Genomic DNA, 17,109 nt, shown 5'->3' on the forward strand with positions numbered 1-17,109 from the left:
CCCGCTTATTAAGATATATTGGTAAAAACCAACTTAACTATAAAGCGTGCAGGTTGACTTGAATAGTGAATAAGCAGTTATTTTTGTTTAAAAAACCGTGTTTGCCCAAACGTGGACAGCAAATCCAACGGCATCCACAATAAGAAAACACACCATTTTGTGATGTGTTTTCTGTGGTAAAATAAGCATTATGCATGAACCATATTAAAAACTATAATTCACAACGATCATCAATTCCTCAAGATTAATGAGAGTTGCGGGATCGACTGACAATGCAAATAATTTATCCAACTCAATGTCTAAGCTGCTCCCCCGGCAAAGCTTCCATTCTACTATTCTGTCAAGATCGATGGCATCACCGTCAACCTTAACTGAAAAACTTACCGGGTTATCCTTAACCTTTGCCACAAACATTACACTTTCAACAGCAGCATCAATGGTCTGCGCCATATAGGGCAGCCTTGATTTATCGATTTTGAAATCAACCGTTCCATTCTTTTTGAGCAATTGCCACTCACCCGGCAGGTCATGTTTCATATTCAAAGCTACCTGCAAGCCAGTTTCATTAAGCTGCTGTTCAATGCTTTCAAGCCGTTTCGATAGTGACTTGGTTGCAGCGGATTTAAGCCGTTCACCGCCTTCACAGGCTGTGTATTTCAAGTGAATAATGACATCGGAGATACTGTGGTAGCTAAATTGTCTGAATGCCGGCAATTCCAGGCGCCACCTGCTGATCACCCCTGCCCCTTCAAACGGCAAATATCGCTCGTCCTTGAAGTTAAGCTCAAACATCCCGCTGTCATTCTGAGCGGAACTGGCCGCTATCGCATTAATCGGTATCGAATAAGAACTGAACCTGTCATCCGTTTCCTCGGTGTTCTCCTCATAAGCCTTACCGCCTATAGCTGTGTTTCGGAATTTATTCTCCATTAGGCTGAGTGTGGCATTAATACCTGTATAAGGACCTGCAATACAAGGAATGGAAACCGATACCGTTTTGATGCGGCGTTTATAATGTCCCGGGTAATCCATATCAAATATGACTTCCGGCAGTGCAAATTCACATTTGCCGGTTTCTCGGAGCTGTATGACAGCCAAAGGATTGATTTGATAGAGTGAGAGCTGCTTGGTTATCTCGTAATGATGTCCCCGTTCGTTCTGATAAGCCGCTTCGAGCTGCTTAAGCCCTACATAGAGCTGCTCGCCTGAGAGCAGTCCGTCTCTGCCCGCATTAAAATAACCGGACTGAATAAAATTAACGCTGCTGATACCTCTTTCAAAGGCATATGTTTTCTCGGCTTTTTTAGCGAGGTCGTAAGCCAGATTATAAACCTGATGGTACAAGGTTTTGAGGCTTCCCCTCATCCAGGTATATAACTCTTCGCTGGAATATTTGTTCTTGATAAATTCTTCCACTTCATTGGCATTGTCGATTGCTTTTTGTTGATTGGTTATTTCCTGGTTGGCAATATCGATTCGTATGGCTTGGGCAGTAATTTGCTTGTCGATCTGCTTTAATTCATAGCCGGCAGCGTTGGCCTGGAAAATACGATCTTGTATGGCGCGTGTAAAGCCGCCTTTCTTACCCGCGCTTGCGGAAGCATAAGTCAATTCAGCTGCATCAAGCTGCAGGAATTTAGCCCAGGCCTGAGCAGCCGCTGCCAAATTAGAGCCGCCGAAGGTAATGGACATGCCAACACCGAATGGTTCAATATTGCCGCTAAAATTAGGAACGATATGCAGTATGCTTGCTATTTTTTCAGGAAGGGCAGCCTCGGATTGCTTATTTTGCGCTTCGCTCGCCTTATCCATGTCCTCTTTTTCAAATGGTATCAATTTTAATCCGCTATCCCCGTCCACAGTCACTATCTCATTGGGTATTCCACTGAAATCTGCCGTGTCGGCAGGTACGAGGCTCTCGTCCAGGCCGCTTAGCTTCAGATAATATTTCATCCTGGCTTCCGGTGTCTTACGGTTTTGCATTAGACTTTCAATATTTTTTTGAGCTTCTTCCAGCTGTCTTTTCTTGATTTCCATCACCAGATTGTGCATGACTCCCTCGTGTTTTGCACGAATAAGCGCGATGGTTTCGTTGTCTTTCTTCTCAATGGCGGAAAGCATGGCGCCGCCTAATGACTTTAATTCATTGCATAATTCCAGAGCCTTCTGCAGCAAATAGTAAAAGCGGTAATTAGGCATTGGCGCATTAAGATCGTTTAATACGGAGGCTATGCTGAGCCCCTGCGCGGCAGCCTTAACCAGCAAAGCCGGATCAATAGGCGGTTCAAACAAGGGAAGCTTCCGGAAAACTCCATCAATGTTTTGACAATGGCGTATCTTATATAACCGATCGGCCAGTGTGTCCCAATAGCCCATAAGCTTAGGGTTGTTTGGAATGCAGAAATATAAGGACGAGGCCATGCCGAAGATATTGGCAAAAGCAATCTCATTATTGACCACACCAACAGGCAAAGCCGTTTGATTGCTGAAAGGCGCCGCCAATTCCAACTCAACCATTGCATTGCCGAAAGCATCCCATTTATCCAGCAAACCAATATAAGTCTGCGGTTTGATAGTACCCCGCTTCGGTATCATCATTGGCCGCGGGCCTAGTATGTGGCCTGCTAAAACATACAGCTGGGTTGCCTGGTTGATGGTTTCAATCGTATCTTGACGGAAAAGATAGTCGCCCCATGAGAGAAGATTATCCATGTATTTCATTACAACCCATTTCATGTAGGCAACCGGTCTGCTCCGTGCTACCAAATGCGGCATAAAAGGTTTATTCCGCCATTCGTTGATCGTTTTATCCGCCGCATTAGGCTTGAGGTTATTGAAGATGCTGTCCAGTATCCGCTGACTGTTGATATGTTTGAACGGATTAAACTGCCAGAATCGATTATCTTCATTCTCACCGGCAATCGGGTTGAACACAAAGTGGAACCACTTCATGGCTTCCTCATATTGCTGGGCCTTGCTCAGCGCATCCGCTAATAGTATGGGCGTGTGAAAAAATAGCTCCCAATTATAAAGCGAATACGGCCGTTTAAGCTCGTGATAAATATTTGGTGTGGCGGAATTATCGTCGTGGTCAAACGGACCGAAGCTGTCTGCCGGCATAGAGAGGTTTTCCTTGAAAAAGAGCTCCAACTGACCGAGATTCATTCTCCCTAGCAGATGCCGGGTTTCAGGATAATTAAATTCAGTTTGAATCGTATATATGCCAGTCATTGTTTCTCTGGAGCTTTGCTCATAAAAATAAACATCCGTGTTCAGTCTTGTCTTACTGGAAGAATCGATCTGCCATGAATATAAATTTCCGTTATCTTGATTAAAATAGTCAATCGGAATTGCTGCGGTGTTTATTACCGTTCCAACTTTTAAACCCGTTCCGTTAAACTCAAAAGCGCCTTTGTAACCGCCGTCACTGTCTAAATAATCATCAACGTCGATGATTACTTTATCTGTAGAAACAATCGGGATGAACTTGAAAAACTGAATCTTGTGTTTTGCATCGATCTGGTTTGAATAGACCGCGTCTTTACTGATCTGTTTCTGCGTCCATTTTCCATTTCTGTACTCGCTCCAAGCCATTTTGATCTCATAGTAATCAATAGGCTTTGATTTAGTGATTCCATCAGAATCATTTCCGAGCGAGCTAAAGCTGCTGCTGGTGGAAGCGGGATTAGGTTTCGTCTTCTTCATGATCTCCGGAAAGAATACGAGCAGCCTCTCATTCCATACTACAGGCGTGAGGAAACATCCATTATCCGTTACCTCATGTGCTGCAAGGTCTTCCACATCATAGCTTGGGATATCAACCTGCATCTTCTCCCACGGATACCAGTTCATCTCATCTAGTGCCAAGTAGCGGTAATAGAAGAGATAGGGAGCATTCCGAGTACGGGAGAAAACATGAAGCTTTGCATTATTACTCCACCGTGCCTCAGTCCGTGTTCCATCGATACACAACCCGACCACTTCCATATTTGCCACTTCATTCACTTTATAAAGATATGACTTAAGAGCATCGGTGACATTTTGTTTATTGATGTCTTTCTGCAGCAGCTCGCTTTCAAGCTCCTTGAAGAACGGGCTTTTATCATCCCGCAGATTGCTTTCGATCCAGTTCTCAGGATACAGGAATACTTTGCGGTTCGCTTCCCAAACCCTGTAACGCTGCATCCAATCCCAACGCGGCCGGTCCAGGTTACCGGACTTTACGCCATTATGTTCTTCCTCCAGGCCCAGGAAGCAGCGCTGCACAAATAATTGCACGGACGAGATAGCCTGCTTGATGCGCGAGGTTTCCATGCAGGCTTCCATTTGAACATCGATCAGGAAATATTCGAATAATCCGTCCGCGTCAGTCACGTTCCAGGCTATCAATTCTTTCTGCTGCAGCAAGTAACCGATCAACGCTTCTTTCTGATTATTCCGAAGCCGATCATGGAGAGGCTTAACGACCTGCTCCCAATCGGTTTGATTGTATTTGGCCCGAATGGCATTTTTGATGCTGTCGGCTATTTTGCGGCAGGTGTTAAACTTGGAAACAGGCACTGCCCATTCGAAAAGCAAATCAATATCAACGCTGATTTTGCCCGCTACCGTTAAGGCATTCTGCAGCTTAAGCAGATTCTGTTCATTACGATAATCTTCTAATTTACCAATATTGAAATGATTTGCAGCTATTAATTTCTCGATGCGTTCTTTTTTCCAGGCTGTGAGATCGGCGATCTTTTGGGTGAGTTTGGTCTCATCCGATGCGGCATCATATGCCCAATTCCAAAATTCCAGCATGTTTAGCTTGGCCTGCGGCAGGGAATTACGCAGCCTTATGTATGCCTCTATGCGCAGCCACTGCATAAGCGTAAGTGCATTAAAATCCAAATGGTCAAAGTCGCTCTTGTGAAGATCAAGAAATCGGATTTCATCCGCGCTTAAATCAAAGACGGAAACAAGCATGGCTGCTTTTTTCAAAGCGATTAAGGCAGGCTCGCATTGACTGGAAGCAAAATCAGGGATCAATGCGGAAGAAGGAATAGAAGTGATAGCTGAAGCAGGTGTTTTCCAGAATATATTTTTAAGCTCTACGCCCGCCGCAGCCAGCTTGTACAATTTTCCGGCCTGCAGCGTTATTGCCCCGCTCCACCACTCATTAGTCGGGTCTTCCTGGGCGGTAAAATCCACCACGCCTCCATCGATGCTGACAATGGGCAACGTGTCGCTATTTTTAATAATAAACGTATAGCCGGCGTCGGCGGCCGGTATAACATAACCGCTCCAATTCGTCTCATCCGGTTTCGCGTTTTCCTTGATTTTTGCGAAAATGCTGTAAATCGGCGTTACAGGCGAGCCCTGCTTCAGCACCTCTGAAACCAGAACATCGGTGATTTTCGCGTCAAGCCCGGCAAAATCGGCAAGCGTATCGATCACGAAGCGACGGGTTAACTGCTGACGCAAATAAGGTAAAAACATTTCCAGGAAGGACGCCCTTTTCAGGGGGGCGGTGTTGGTGTCTGCTTCTCCTTCCGGGATCTTATCCAATGGAATCATGATGTCTCCCGATTTGATCATTGCTTCTATTTGTGCTTTCTCAGCCTCTGTTTTTGTTTGTTCGCTTGCAAATACACCCGACAAAAGCTCTTTAAACAGCTTGTCCTGCTGCTTTTGAATACGTGTCAGCGCGTTAGCCCATTCGGAGCTGATGCTGACGGCTTTATAATCCGCAGCTTCAGATTCGGTCAGAATGCCTGTAATCTGAATGGTTCCCACGGTTTTATCGTATTTGAGCTTGTTTTTAAGTGTTTGAGTATCCGGCAAAGTAAAGTCAACATTTTTCGGTGCGTTGGTCGTAAATACGTTTGTGCCTTCCAATATGCCGATAATTTTATCAACAATGCCGGTTTCAAACAGCAGACTGGTTTTTGTTCGTATCAACGCACCGGTTGCTTGTTCCTGGATGTTTATTTTTTGCAAAGCGGGGTCTGTAATTGAAGGATCGGCTTGTAAGTCTTTATGCGCTTCATCAATTGCATTTAAGCCGTCATATAAGGTTTTGCTCAGCTGCAAAATGCTCTTGTGGGTTGGGGCAAATGGTTTCTTATCGTCATCTGCATCCCGGATGATGTAATTCATCTGCTGATGGGTAAGTCCGGCCGATTCCATCTTCTCCCAACGCTTCATAAATTCGAGGGATGAATGGGCATCCTGAAAGATATTTCCGTACAACGGCACAATACTTACGAAGGCAGGGATTTTTAAGCCGAGCACTTTCGATAGCAGACGATAACGATATAGGACGGACAAGCCCGGCAGGGTAAGCTTGTCTTCCATTCCGGCAGCCTGCATGATCGCCTGAATATCGTCGGCAGAAAGATTGAGAGAAGCCATCACCACCGGAGCATGCTCAAGTAATTTGGCGTCACCCGTCAGGTAATTCCCCTTATCGTCAGCCTTGAATATTTTATCGATCGCGAGTACATTGTGGGTCAGGAACAGCCGCTGATAAAGCGACTTTTCCCCTGCGGTGCTAATATCGCCCCAGAAAGAAAGCAGCTTAATCAGCTCAAGACCTGTTAGATCCCATAGCTGCTTTACAGCTGTAAGCTGATGAATAAGATTCGGGTTAATGTCGTAATCGTGCGCGGCCGTATCTTCTTCACAATCGTCGCAATCCTCACCATTGCAATCATCGTCGCCGCAATGACCGCAAATACTGTCTGCGGGTTTACTGTCATGAGGGAATGCGACGCTAAGGCCCGCAATACTCTGATCGGTTTCATCCATCGTCCAGCCCAGCTTACGCCATAAACGGATGAATCGATGAATCCTGTCATATTCCAGGGCGGTCACAGGCGTGCCGTCCAAATGCTGAAGCAGCGCCGTATCGAGGTCGCAGCTGTCTTTCTGTTCCAAGAAGACAAGATAAACCTTGTTATCGTGAACCAGAAAAACGCCTTTTTCACCTTTATCGCCAATGAACGATAGTTCTTTTAAAGCACTCTTATCTACGGGGGCTTGCGCATTATTAAACGTTACTTCTCCGGTTTTTTTATCAATCGTTCCGATTTCAATTTTCTGATCTGAATTACTTAAGAAAATTTTACAATCTTCGACTATAGCTATCACTCGTCTGGTTGTTGAAATCCGGCCATTCACACAACCTCTGCCGCTCTCAATCACGATCATCCTGCCGACTTTTACAAACTGGCATTTCACCCAGTGAATGAGATCTTTATCGGATATCTCTATTTCTTCCCGGTTTGACTTCGGACAGCTCAAGGCTTTTTTATCCGTTATTAACTCAACTTGTTCTTTCAGCAGCGGCATAAGCGCGGCCAGTTTTTCACCCTTAACCAGGTCTTCCGCCATTTTATCAATGCCATGAATCTTGGCGTAGTTCTGTAAAAACCGATAGCTGAAGTGCAGGCTTTCCATTATGGCTTTCGATTTCCCTTTAGGCATACAGGGGTTGATATATCTGATTTTTAACAGATTGACCAGATTGAAGTAGTCGATGCCCGTACGACGCAGGAACTCTTTCTTGATGAGGGTAAGCCCCTCGTCCCCCAGCATGGTGTTATCATCCTCAAAGCCATAGTATTGGCAAACCGGTTTTACGCCAATCAACTGTCGGTATTCATCATCGGTATGGATTTTGCTTTTCAGCTTGTCCATCAAGGCTTTGCTTTCGAAACACTCCTTAGTCAGGATCACATATTCTTCCATGGTCAATCCCAGAAATTCGGCATCTTCGGCTCTATTCAAGGCTTCGTCTTTCAATTGGGTAAGTTCCGCATCAGCATCAGTATGATCTCTTCTAAACGTACTAATCAGTTCATAGCGGCTGGTATCCAAATGATTCAAGTAAATTCTAGCGGCATCGATGGGTTGATGATAAGGCAATGTGAAGGGATAAACCTCATTCTTCAGAATGCAATACGCTTGGTATTCGGTATGCTGCGGCTCCGCAAGCAGCTCGCTGCTTGTTTCATCCTCCACATTAAAAGGTTTAAGGCGCTTGAATGCGACATAGTTCTCCATAACCTCATTGACCAAATCAATATACGGCAGAATGGTATTGGTATTTTTGCAGGTGAGCTCCAGGCACCCCAAATCAGGCCTGCGGTCAAAGAGCTTCTCGAGAGGTGTGCCTGAAATATCCTTGGGATTAGACTTTATCGGTATCGGGTTGTCCGGATCAGGATCCAGATTGTTGCTGCGCAGATATTGTAGCAGCTCCACATAGTATGCCGCCGCGCTGTACACGGAATTGCACTCGCCGCATTCGCAGAAATCGGCATCGCCAAATAACAAATCCCAGGAAAGGTTATGCTTTTCCAGCTTTTCTTCGAGGGTCGAGGGAGCTGCATCTCCCTCGACCTTTAAGCTCCTCATTTCCATATTTGCGGCAGCGGTCATGTTCATGCTTTTGTCGATCATGGCTACGCCTGTACCTCTGTGTGCTTCTCTTAACGCCATTATTGCCTGTTCATTACGGACACGCGCCTGCTGCGCATTGGTATGAATCTGCATAAGGGTGCTTTCATCCAAACCGCTCTGGCTCATAACCGCCATAAATTGCGTTTTGGGTATGGCCGAAATTTGCATGGCGGAATGCAGGTTCGCTTTATACAGCACCGGCATGGCATCCGTGTCCGGGCTGACCGCTGTGATGCGCTGCAAGGTTTTAAGCTGGGTTATGACCGTTTCATGATTTTCGAGAGGAATGTCCTTCAACGCCTCTTCATTCTTGATAACCTCGTAGACAGAAGTGGTTTTGATATTGAAATCGGGTTGTTTTGCTAAAACCGCCGCGACATTGGCGCCTATTGCGTCATTCAGCATCGGTACCTGCGGGTCTCTGATCATGTTAACCAGCATGGCGGTAGGTTCCAATGAAAACAGCTCGCGATGCAGATTAAGGGCAAAACCCTTTTTGTCTTCCTCTGATTCTTCCGGAGCAAGACCCTTCACTTTTTCGATAAATGCCGTTTTATTTAATTTTGCCGCAATATCGCGCATCGAATTGATTTGGTCGTCTTTTTGGAAAGCTGAAATCAAGTCTTTGTTGTCCCTGCTCCACTCGGCCAGATGATGGGTAAATTCAAGGTTGTTGATGACTTCCGGCGCAAAACCTTCTGCCTCAGCGAGTTCGGATTTGACGGCGGACCAATTGCCGTTGTTTTTCTTGTAGACGTTCTCGAACGCTTTTGTTTGTTTATCTGATTTTAGATTGAATTTGAACAAGTCGATTTTTACATCAGACTTCTTGGGGTTCCTGGTTCGATTCTCCATAACGCGACGCTCCTCTATTCATTTGATCTCATACTTCTAGTATTAAGGACTTCCGAAAGCATGACGCAATGCAGCTGGTGGAAATAACAGATCTATCGCTATAGCAACTATTACTACCCCCGCTACGACGGCAACACCACCCCAGAATTCTCTATCTGAGCTTGAGGAGGAGGATGTTGTATCTGAGCTTGAGGAGGAGGATGTTGTATCTGAGCTTGAGGAGGAGGATGTTGTTGTAGTTGAAGTCTCGTTTACTATTTCGGCCTCTCTTGTAACAATTAAATCTCTCACAGAGGGCTCCTCTATCGGTCTTCCAGGTAGGACAGCAGGTAATTCGACAGGCGGGCTTTCATGACCTGTATGAATTGGTAATTCAACAGGAGGACTTGTATTACCCGTATGAGTTGGCAAAGATGGTGGATTATCGAGTGAAGGTCCGGGTAAAGTAGCGGGTAATGGCTCCACCACGGAAATACTTGCAGCTGGAGTAAGTGCTTCTTCAATGGTTTCATCTGTTACAGTCGTTGGACCATGCTGGGATGTAAGTTCTCTCCTCGTTTCCTCAAAAGTTTCTGATTGTACACCAAGATTTGATATAATCGCCGCATCCAATTCAACAGGATTTATAGTAGTATTAGTTATTCGGCCAGCCAATTCGTAGGCTGCCCTAGTTTCTTCAATTAACTGTGACTCAGTTGTTATTAGTCCTGCACGAACTCTATTCCTTATTTCAGCTTGAAGCTTTCCTAATTCAGTATGAAAGTATCCTCTTCCGGTTTCAACCAGAATAGTAAGTTCTCCCCTTGAAGAGGATATTGCCCTTTGTTCTTCACCAGTTCTACCCCGCTGTTCTGCTCGAACGGAAATTTGGATAGGATGATCTCGCTGAATATTATGTCCGATTTCACTCTTATTAGGTACTTGTTCATTATATGGCCATCTTGACATTAGTTCGGGTTGAGCACAGCTTGCAACCGAAGGATCACATTGTCTTCCTTGTTTGTCGTTATAGTATGTCGGACTATTTCGAGAATATCTAAACACATTCACCCCATCCCCAATCCCAATCGGATCGGCGCTCAGCCATCTCCCCAACCACGGCACGTAATATCTCGCCCCATGGTACTCCAAACCGCTCTCTTCATCCCGCTCCATCCCTGTATAGCGATAACGTTTGGCGGCGGATTTGACAGTTGCGTTATTAGCCTGATAAGCAGTGGTACCGTAAGGGTGGTACTCTTCGTAGCTGATGACCCTCGCTGTATCATCCAGCTCCAACGCCGCCGAGCCAAGATGATTGTGCAGCTGGTAGCGTACCGTTTGTTCAGGGGCGGTTCGACCCATAGGTACGCCCAATACCACATTGGGTTTGGTTTCCGTGTCAATCATTACAAAACGGTGCGCATTGTCCATCAGGCTCAGGCTGGTGCGTTCCAGCCCCGCATCCGCGCCGCTGTGCTGCTTGTAAAGTTCATAGCCGGCGATATAAATCCGCTCGTCCTTTTTACCCGGTAGAACACCGGCATCGGCCTGGTTCTCGGTTATTTTTCTTATCCGCTGCCCTTGCCCGTCATACTGGTAATAAGTCGTTTCCGGAGTACCGCCATCGGTGCGCCTCTGCCTGATCGTTCGTACAAGCTCTTCCTTAAAGTTCCATCCGATGTCTTCCAAATGAGGCATAGCGGTCATAAAGCCATGGCGCGGATGGTGCGTGCAGCTGTAAGTATTTGAACCTATTTGCGTGCTGATCAGGCGATTATTCGCGCCCTCGTAGTTATAATCCCTTGTCCAGCTGCTGCCTGCCGCCTGATGCCGTATTTGCAGGATATTGCCAACAGCGTCATAGAGGTATCTTTGCGTGTAATTTCGTATTGCCATCGGATCGCCGGGATTTAATTGCTGCATGAAGGCGGTGTCATTCCAATTGTCCTTGCTGTCCAAGGATAATGGCGTATTGTTCTCCCTGCCGGTTGCATCAGCCAGACGGTAAAGGGCATCGTAGGTGTACGCAGAAACTCCGGTGATTTTCTGGTTGTCAAAAAATAAAACCGGAATGTTTTTGTCCTCTACATGGGTGATATTACCGACCGGATCATAGGTGTAATGCCACTCCTGAAGCGGATCGTTGTTTTGCCGTTTGGTTTCCAGGCATCTTAGCCGGAAGGTTTCCTTGTCATAATAAAATCGGGTGACCACATCATTGCCATAGGTGATTTTATTGCGCTGGCCTTTTTCATTGTAGTCAATGTCTTTTATATAGGCAGTAGTAACGGCGGGATAGGCATGGGAAACGCTTTCGCCGCTCAGCAATCCGGCTTCGTTATAAGAGGGCATGATGATGCTGCCGTCGGGTGCAGTTTGTTTCGTGATTCTTCCGAGAGCGTCTGTTTCCGTCATAAAGGTAAAGCTGTCGGATTCAAGGTCTGCGACTAAGCTCGCATCTATCCAGTTGGCAACGCCTTTATAATTCGTAAACAGCTTGCGGGTGGTGGATTTGGGCTGTCCTTTGAAATCATATTCAGGCGTTACCAGAATTCCGCCGGTATCATAATGCTTGATTACCTGTCCCCTAAGGTTTTTCAATTCGGGGCTGCCCTCTGCTTCTCCATAAAATATCCTCTCAAAAATATGGTTAAGAGGGTTATCGCCATCACCGCCTATGACCTTGCTGTGGGTAGGCCGATGCAGGATATCGTAAAAATATTGGAATTCGTGATCCCGCTCATCCCAGGTACGCAGCGGTTTGCTCATGATATTCACCAGCAGCCACCGCTGACCGGCATCCATGCTTCGCTGATAGACCTTGCTGCCCAGCATATCGTATTTGTACTGCATCACCACATTGCCGCGGGCGTCAGTAACCTTGCGCAGATGGCCTTCAATATCTAGGTCGACCCTGGTGAGATAAAATTCATCCTCATCAGCTGTCAAATGTTTATTATGCTCTACGGACAATACAGGTCTGCCTAATGTATCAAAGTGCAGGACACTCGGGGTACCAGCATGCTTGGCGGCTTTATCGGCAGCCGATTTTTCCCTCTCCGGGTCTTTGCCTGCGGCAATGAGTTCGGTATCAATCAGCCGGTTGGTCCGTTTGTGATACCAGGAAGACTCCAAAACCGTATCGTTCGGGTCGTATACCGCTTGTTTCCATGAATCGAATTCTGTGCGTGACAAAGTACCGTCGGGCATTTCGGTTTTAATGAGACGTCCCGATGCATCGTAATACATGATGGGCGTTACCCCGGTTTCAACCAATTCCTTCAGATCTTCGTAATTGTGCGTTACCGAAAAGTACGGCTCATATTGTTTGACAGCACTGCCTTTGTTGTTGAGCACGGTTCTGCCGCTGCCGATCCATCGCAGCTGCCTGGGGTTTAGTGTGGCGGTATCGACGTCGGCGACGATGTAAGAATCGCCCGGACCCACCATCACTTGCTTTGCCGGCCCCGGTTCAGCCTGCGCCTTCTTCATCACCACTTGCCCAAGGCCGCTCGAGTATTCAATGCTGATCTGAACAGGCGAATCATTGTTTTTCCTGAAATGCTCTTCCCTTACAATAGAGGCTGCTGCCACCGGTTTACCTGAGTTTCTATAAGCTTCCAAGTCGTAGACAAACCTCGCCGTGGCATGCTGCAATAAATTTTTCCCATGCGTAATCAACAGATTGGAAGCCGGCGCATGGAAAAACTCATGGATCAGCATATTCTCAGACAGCGAAGAAAACTCATTCAAGCCGATCAAATCATCGGCTTCATTGCCTTTGCCGAATACCGCCACGGCTTTCACCAGACCCAGTTCATCCGTGATCGCTTCGGAAATATTGTTATTCGGATCTTTCATTCGCTGCGGTGAAAGTGTCCTGAAATTAAAAAGCTCGACCTTTGTTTTATTCCCTAGCGCATCTTCGGTTTCTTCAATGAAAAGGTGATAGCTGCTGTCACATTTCACCTTTGTCTTGGCCCCATAGGGATCGGTATAGGAAATAGGGAGATAAAAGCGGCTTCGGGCATCGGCTGCGGCTTCCCCCACATCGATAAATTCGGTCGTTCCCGAGCGGATCCACCAGCCGTCTCCACCCTCCCTATGAGTGAATTTACCTTCCAGCATCAGTTCTTCATTAACCTTTACGCCAAAGATATTGACCAGAAGGGCCGGCGTATAAGCTAACCGATAGCTTTCGTAAGGCAGCGCCAACGATTCCAATTGATATAATGGCAGAGCATCTTTTAAATTGTCGCTGCGATAGATGGTGCGAATATGTTCGATTAATCTTTTCTGTGAAGTACCGGGCGCGGGTTTGTGATCAACCTGATGATAATCCGCTTCGGTGGCAGCCGTAAGGATGTTCTCGAAATCACTCACTGAATATAAAGGGTTGTTCCTGGAGACACCCTTCAATTCGTAAGTTAACGCTTCCGCGGGAAGTCTCAGTCTGTATGATTCGGCAGTATCAATATCATGGGTAAAGTTGTTTTGCATATAAGTAATCAGTGTTTTGTTCTGTGCTTCCTGTGTTTCTGCGGGCAGGGAAAGGTCCGCTCGTATTCGCGGATACACCACCGAGGCCGATTCCAATACATTCCCGTATTCGTCCAATTTGATATTGAGGGTATGGGCAATACGCGGGTCCTCCGTGTTCCGCTCGTAGCTGTAAGTGATGGCCTCACTCTCTTTAACAATAAATATGGCGTGCTTGTTTTGCCCTTTCGGCTGAAGCAGCTCGATCACGCAATTATGAGTTGCTGTGGAATAGGGGGTGAGTTGTTTTTTGATTTGATCAGGTGTCACTTCTGATAATGGAGCATCGTGGGCAAACGTTTCCGTACGCAGGCCCATACCCTTGCAGGCGCGTAAGGCTTCCCTCCACTCGTGAGTGCCGAGGCGGTCAACAATGGTTGGATCCAGTCCCGGCGCGGCAATAACCCGTGCATCAGGCAATGCGGTTTCATGGTTTACAACAGCAAAGCCCTGCCGGGCCATTTCTTCATACCAATAATCCCATGCAAACTGGCCCAGAATATTTTCCCTGTCTAAAAAGGCTCCGGTGTGAAACCAGTTCTTGGTCACTACCGGTTCTTGATGCAGCGTTTTGTCAACGATATTGCTTGCATCCCCTTGTACCCAATGTTCAAAAGCTTCGGCATCAATCTGCTCCACCATGCCAAATCCCCTGAATTCTCTCTCCGCATGGTCGTAATAGCCATGATGGTACCGGTATGAGCTTACGAAGCGATAACCTGAAATTCGGTCTCTTGTTTCGGTTTTGGAAATACAATGTACCGGAAAATGCAGCTTGGTCATCCAAGGCCTGCCTGCAAGCTTGTCTTCAATGTAAAACCTCGTGGAAGGGGTATATTCGAGCGTAACTTCTTTGCCGAGATTATTTCGGTAAGCAACCATGATGTGAGGCTTCTTGCTGTTCATCAGGTCGATGTATTTTAAGGGAGCCTGGACATCCTTGGATAAAGGGCTTGACCAGACGATACAGGCCACACCATTGCCCAGTAAATCGGTAACCGTGAGATTGGACTGATGATGAATTTCAGGGAAGGGGATTATTTCAAAAGGAGCGGTATTGAATGCGTTTCCATTTAAGTTCATCCAGCAGGTGAATTTGTTTTTACCCAGATAAATAATATCGGTGGTACCCGAACCGTCGATATCGGCTAACCGCAGGTATGACGGATTGAATGCATCGGGATGATCGAAGACCGGGGCATCATCCATGCCCACCTTGGCGCCAAACCTTCCGTAGCCGAGATTCGGCCAATAACAGATTTCCCCGTTTCTTATCCTGACGATATCCGTAAGACCATCCCCTGACATATCAGCGAGGAAAATGGTTTGTTTGGACTCGGCGAATACGATACTGGGACCTGTTTCTTCATCAAAGGACTTACTCGTTTTGAGTGAACGTTCAAAGCCTTGTCTGCCCGCTGACTCGTACCAGGTGAATACATGGTCCTCTGTAATTAGAACCTCCGGTCTGCCATCCCCGCTCAGGTCAACCATCCGCGCATTTGGATCTCCCATATTGATATTGGGCAGGTTTTCAAAAGTCCGGAATGCCAGCCATTCTTCCTTGTCACTTAATTCAAAATACCCTTTTGGTTCGGCGTTCATATGTACCAGCTGTTTACTTCCGTCCGCATCCAGATCCATTAATTTCAACCGTGAACCAAGACCTGCAAATGAAGGTTTGGGTGAAACCAGTTTTGCCTGTTCGAACTTACCGCCGCCTAAATTGTGTTTATAGAACCACCCTTCGCCCTGTTCAGTCAGAATGCCTGAAAGACCTTCGTTGAATAAATCGGTGAATTGATAGAGAGATTCATCCAAACCAGCAGGTGCGTGAATCAGAGCATCGGGAGAAATGGATTTGACATCTATGTTCCAATCGTGTTTCTGATAGTCAAACTCGGCAGGCGGCATAAGTTTATCCGTATAGGTCCCGTCCGGTTTCTTAATGTATCCATAAGCGGTGATCGAGTTTAAAAAGGTGAAACCTGCTTCGCTTACGGTGTCGTATCCACAGTTGAGTGATTTTACTAAAGCCGAACCGCCGGGGAGTTCAGCAAAATAATGAAACAGCAGCACTCGTTTGCAGAGTCTTGTGGTTCTGATCTCAAAGCCTGCCTTGTATTCTGAAAATGCGTCTGTTCTGAAATCCCAATCCTTTATTTTTGTATATGGGGCGTGAGTGTCATACTCTCCGTAATCTAATACCGTCCGGAACAGGTAATCCGTTTCATTCGGATAGGCGTCATTTAAATTTGTATACGGCATTTTGTTGCCGTACAGCACCTTCTCCAAATACAGATTGGTGTATGTAATATCCCCCATTTCCGTGCGGTTTCTATTGTGGAGCAGCGAAGTATCCAGTCCTTTGTCGTCTTCTTTCTTATAAACATAATGAGCGCAATTGCCTTTATCATCGAAGACAAATTCAGGCAGCCATTCGAATATTTTATTAGCATCCCGTGGGTCGGAAATTCTTGATGCGGCGCTCCATCCAAAAAGTGTCGTGACGTTCTCTCTCGTAATGATCCGCCATTTGATTTCCTGAGATGTATTCCTCGACCACCGCTCGATTCTGGCAAATAAGCCTTCAATACGAGGTCTGTAAAACCTGATCGTGAACATGCCGTCCTGGGAGTCTTTTTCTTTGATTATGTAGTTCCCACCCACATCCAGACTAAAGCTGCCATCCGCCTCTTTTGCGAATTCCGGGACAAGGTCTTCAGCTTCAGAGAAAAGGAAAGTATCCGAACCCGCTTCATCCAGGTATTGTGGGAGTCCTTTATCGGTTTTGCGTTTTATGGACGGCAGGCTCAAAGTCCACCCTAAGCCGAAAATACCATTTCCAGCTCCTGAATTATACGTGATATTGAGTGCAGGTGAAGCGCCGCCCCTGGCTGGAGAGAAAGGAAGGGGTATGGAAAAGGAAGCGGTTCCATTTACGGCATTTACAGAGAACTTCTCATCAATTCCTTGAATGGCACCGCCACCCTTTGGCAGCGAGATGGAAGGGATCTCAATTGCATTGGACTTCGTTTTCCCTCCATCTGCTGCGAGGAATTGAGAAGAAGATTTTGAGTTTTCTATTCCTTTTTCCATTTTCTCACCTCTTCATATTCTCATACCGATAGATTGAATTTTCGACGATTGTCGGAAGAAGATGCCAAGATAATTTAAGTTTACTTTGAATCACCACAACTGTAAACGGGTGGAAATTGTATTAAATTGTCATATAACTAATAGTTACTGCTGCATTTCGATAGAAAGCCACGAGCATACGTCCGACAT

The 17,109-nt window shown here is 46.3% G+C and carries 2 protein-coding genes; both read right to left on the reverse strand.

Annotated elements, in window-relative coordinates:
- Positions 1-204: 204 nt before the first annotated feature.
- Positions 205-9,300 carry a Tc toxin subunit A-related protein gene (locus tag KZ483_RS25785; protein WP_220350380.1) on the reverse strand — a complete coding sequence of 3,032 codons (9,096 nt, stop codon included), beginning with the start codon at positions 9,298-9,300 and terminating at the stop codon, positions 205-207.
- A 42-nt stretch (positions 9,301-9,342) separates the two neighbouring features.
- Positions 9,343-16,920 carry a SpvB/TcaC N-terminal domain-containing protein gene (locus tag KZ483_RS25790; RefSeq protein ID WP_220350381.1) on the reverse strand — a complete coding sequence of 2,526 codons (7,578 nt, stop codon included), beginning with the start codon at positions 16,918-16,920 and terminating at the stop codon, positions 9,343-9,345.
- Between the last annotated feature and the right edge of the window lie 189 nt (positions 16,921-17,109).

The sequence above is a fragment of the Paenibacillus sp. sptzw28 genome (genome assembly GCF_019550795.1).
GTDB lineage: Bacteria > Bacillota > Bacilli > Paenibacillales > Paenibacillaceae > Paenibacillus_Z.